Annotated in this window: 2 protein-coding genes and 1 pseudogene; all 3 read left to right on the top strand. The window is 63.0% G+C overall.

Annotated elements, in window-relative coordinates; translation table 11 throughout:
• Positions 1-584: DNA cytosine methyltransferase (locus HMPREF1022_RS04295; protein ID WP_009302021.1), on the top strand; the 584-nt coding region annotated here is incomplete at its 5' end.
• Positions 585-894: 310 nt separating this feature from the next.
• Positions 895-2,835 carry a ComEC/Rec2 family competence protein gene (locus HMPREF1022_RS04290; protein WP_009302020.1) on the top strand — a complete coding sequence of 647 codons (1,941 nt, stop codon included), beginning with the start codon at positions 895-897 and terminating at the stop codon, positions 2,833-2,835.
• A 387-nt stretch (positions 2,836-3,222) separates the two neighbouring features.
• Positions 3,223-3,663, top strand: a pseudogene (locus HMPREF1022_RS17040) (IS5 family transposase); the annotation flags it as partial.

Genomic DNA, 3,663 nt, shown 5'->3' with positions numbered 1-3,663 from the left:
ATGCGCGGCTCATCGGGGAAGTCCGGCCCCGTTACATCATCATTGAAAACGTGCGGGGCCTGCTTTCCTGCGGTATTGAGAGCGTCCTGCAAGACCTGGCCGCGCTCGGGTACGATGCGGAATGGGAAGTGCTGCCCGCGGCCGCCCTTGGCGCTCCGCACCATCGGGAGCGGGTTTTCATTGTTGCCTACCCCCACGGTCGCCTGCCTGACGGAGAGCATCGGTTGCTGTCTCCGCTCCAGAGAATCCTGGGAAACGTCAACCAATCTCCGCAGCTTTTTGCTTGGCTGGGCCTACGGATTGACCGGGCGCGAAAAACGTCCGCCTTGGAAGTCTATCCCGGACCCGTCATTTATCGAGTGGATGATGGGCGTACCGAGGGGCTGGACCGAGCCGACGGGCGCGAACCTGGTCAGACCAACAAAATCGGCCGGGTAGATACAGCCACGGCGCGCTCCTGGGTATCGCGTCTCAAGGCTTTGGGCAACGGCATAACGCCGCAGCAGTCTTATGCCGTTGCGGCCTGTATCCTCCTGGCCGAGGGCTTGCCCGTGCCGTCCATGCTTAGCGAGCGAGGGGCGTAAACTGGCATGACAAAAGGCGGGGACGAAACCCCGCCTTTTTATGGCGCTCGCCGATTCTATTTGTATGCGATGGCGTGTTATTTTTGGCACTAATCGTAGCCCGGAGAATTTTTCAAACTAAACGTCGTTTTGATTCAAACTAAATGGCGCGTTACAGAGAACACCGTTTGTAATTCTAATTACACTATTCTCAAGTATCGTGCGGCCTCACACGAAGGCAATCATAAAGGCGGGGCTAAAACCCCGCCTCTTTCTATCCGTTCTCGTGCCATTTAGCGCGTAAATCAGTGCCAAGCGCGCCGCCACTAGGGTGCTGGCGGCCCGCCGGCGTGAGGAACTGCGACATGCGTTTTTAAGCGCGCTCCTGCCTGGGGGACAGACGGAGCATCAGGCAAAAATCCTGACGGAGGATGCCGCCGCCCCGGAACTGCCGCAGGGCAAGGCCATCCTGCCTGCTCTGCTGTTCGGGGACCGCCGATATCTGACGCAAAACACCCTGGACAATTTCGCCGCCGCCACCCTGGCGCACAGTCTGGCGCTTTCCGGCCAGCATCTGGCCGTGGCCGGGCTGCTGGGCCTGCTCTGCGTGCTGGCCGCCGCCCGCCTTCGTCCGTCCCTGTATCTCCGGCAGCCGCGCGTGGTCCTGGCCGTGGCCGCGGCCTGTCCGCCCGCCCTGGCCTACCTCTGGCTGGGCAACGCTCCGGCCTCCCTGCTGCGGGCCGTGTGCATGCTTTTCATCCTGGCCTTCTGGCTGGCGCGGGGCCGGGCGCGCACCTCCCTCGACGTGCTCTGCGCCGCCCTGCTCTGTATCTGCCTGGTCGCGCCGCTGAGCATACTGGACACGGGCCTGCAGCTCTCGGCCCTGTGCGTGGCGGTCATCGGCCTTGCCCTGCCCTGGCTGCGCCGCATCCTGCCGCCGTCCGCGCATAAAGCCGAATCCCCCCGGCGACGGGCCATACACGGGCTCGGCCGCTGGCTTGCGCGCATTTTGCTGATTTCCCTGCTGATTCAGATAGCGTTGCTGCCGCTGAACCTCCTGCTGTTCGGCAATGCGGGCTTCTGGTTCCCGCTCAATGTGCTCTGGCTGCCCGTGGCCGGTCTTGTGGTGCTGCCCGGCGCGGCTCTGGGCCTGCTTCTGGCGGGCGCGGGCCTGGACGGGACCGCGCGGCTGGTTCTGGATCTGGCCGCCCTGCCCTGCCAGTGGCTGACAGACGGGCTGGCGGGCCTCAATGGCCTGGGCCTGCTGCACAATCCCGTCCTGCTGCGGCCGCACTGGACGGCCCTGCCCGCTTTTGCCGCCCTGCTGGCGGCTCTGGCCTGCCTGGCCGGACGGGGCAAAGCATCGCCCACAGGGAAGGAGGCGGCCCGCCGACTGCTGCTGGCAGGTCTGGCCCTGCTCTGCGTGGGGCCATTGCTGCGCCTGGAAGGCCGCTTTTCCGGCGACACCCGGCTGGACGTGCTGGATGTGGGCCAGGGGCAGGCCCTGGCCTTGCGCGCTCCGGGCCATCTGCGCCTGCTTCTGGACGGCGGCGGCAGCGCCTCGCCCCGCTTTGACCCCGGCAAAGCCCTGGTGGGGCCGGTGCTGGCATACAACGACGCGCCCCGGTTGAGCGCCGTCGTCAGCAGCCATCCGGACCTGGACCATCTGGGCGGTCTTTTTTATCTGCTGGAAGATTTTCAGGTGTCGGCCCTGTTCCATAACGGGCGCGAGGCCGCCGGGCAGCACGGGCCCATGTGGCGGGAACTGCGGCAAAGCCTGGCGGGCCGCATTCTGGCGGAAGGAGATGTGCTGATTGTGGGCGATCCGGCTCTGGGCCTGCGTCTGGAAGTGCTGCACCCGCCGCGTGCCGCCGACGAAGAGGAGGCCGCCTGGACCGGCAACGAGGCATCCCTGATTCTGCGCCTGACCCGTCACGGCCAAGGGCTGGCCCTGTTCACCGGCGACGCCGAGCGTCGCAGCCTGCGCCGTCTGCTGGCCTCGGGCCGGGATCTGCGCGCCCAGGTGCTGCTGGCCCCGCACCACGGTTCGGACCGCAGTTTTCTGGCCGCCTTTTACAAGGCCGTGCAACCGGAACTGGTGCTGGCTTCCTGTGGTTTTCAGAATCGTTACAACTATCCGGGCTCGCGCCTGCGGGCCTGGCTGGCACGGCACGGCATTCCCCTGCTCCATACCGGCGAATCCGGGCAGATCAGCGTCAGCTGGCCGTGGACCGGGCCGATGCGCGTACGCGCCGTCCGCCCTGGGGGTTGAGCCTGAGGTTTAGAGCGGATTACCTTTGAGAATTGACATTCTCAAAGTTTTTAAGCCGCTCGCCCTGCTCTCGATGTCCGTACGGCGCGCTTCGCGTGCCTACGGCCATGGCCCTGCGGGCCGCCCTTCGGGTCGGCCTCCGGCGCTTAGCCCTGCTGTCCTCGCCCGTAAAGCTCGAAGACTCGCTAACGGGCGAGGCAACCGCGCAAATAAATTGCGCTTACGCCTGTCTCTGCTGTCGTCATCCGTCAGGCGGCATAGCCGCCAACGGCTGACGCTCGTGGCGGGCGTCTGCATATGCAGCCGCCAGAGCAATTTCAAAGTAAACTTGCTCTAGGGACTGTTAACACTATTTGACAAAGAGCGAGTATTCCGTAAGAATGTCTTATGCAAATTACTCGCGAACAATATGAGAGAATCGCTGACTGCTTCCCGCGCCAAAGAGGTAATGTCCATTTTGACAATCTCCAGGTGTTGAATGCGATTCTGTACGTTGCGGAGCATGGGTGTAAATGGCGTGGACTGCCGAAAAATTTTGGCTGTTGGCACAGCATCTACACGCGCATGAACCGCTGGAGCAAGAACGGAGTTCTTGACCGTATATTTGAACGCCTTCAACAAGAGCAGATACTCAGCCTTAAAATAGAAGCAGTTTCTCTCGACAGTACTATTGTTAAGGTTCATCCCGATGGAACAGGGGCCTTAAAAAAACAGGTCCGCAGTCCATCGGAAAGTCCAGAGGCGGCTGGACGACCAAGCTTCATATGGTTGCCGCGAATGCTGAATGCGCGTTGAATTTCAGCCTCACTCCCGGCAACGCCGGCGATC

Origin of the sequence: Desulfovibrio sp. 6_1_46AFAA (genome assembly GCF_000224635.1) — a bacterium.
Classification (GTDB): Bacteria; Desulfobacterota; Desulfovibrionia; order Desulfovibrionales; family Desulfovibrionaceae; genus Desulfovibrio; species Desulfovibrio fairfieldensis.
The sequence above is the reverse complement of the archived record's forward strand: the minus strand, read 5'-3'. Positions and strand labels throughout refer to the sequence as shown.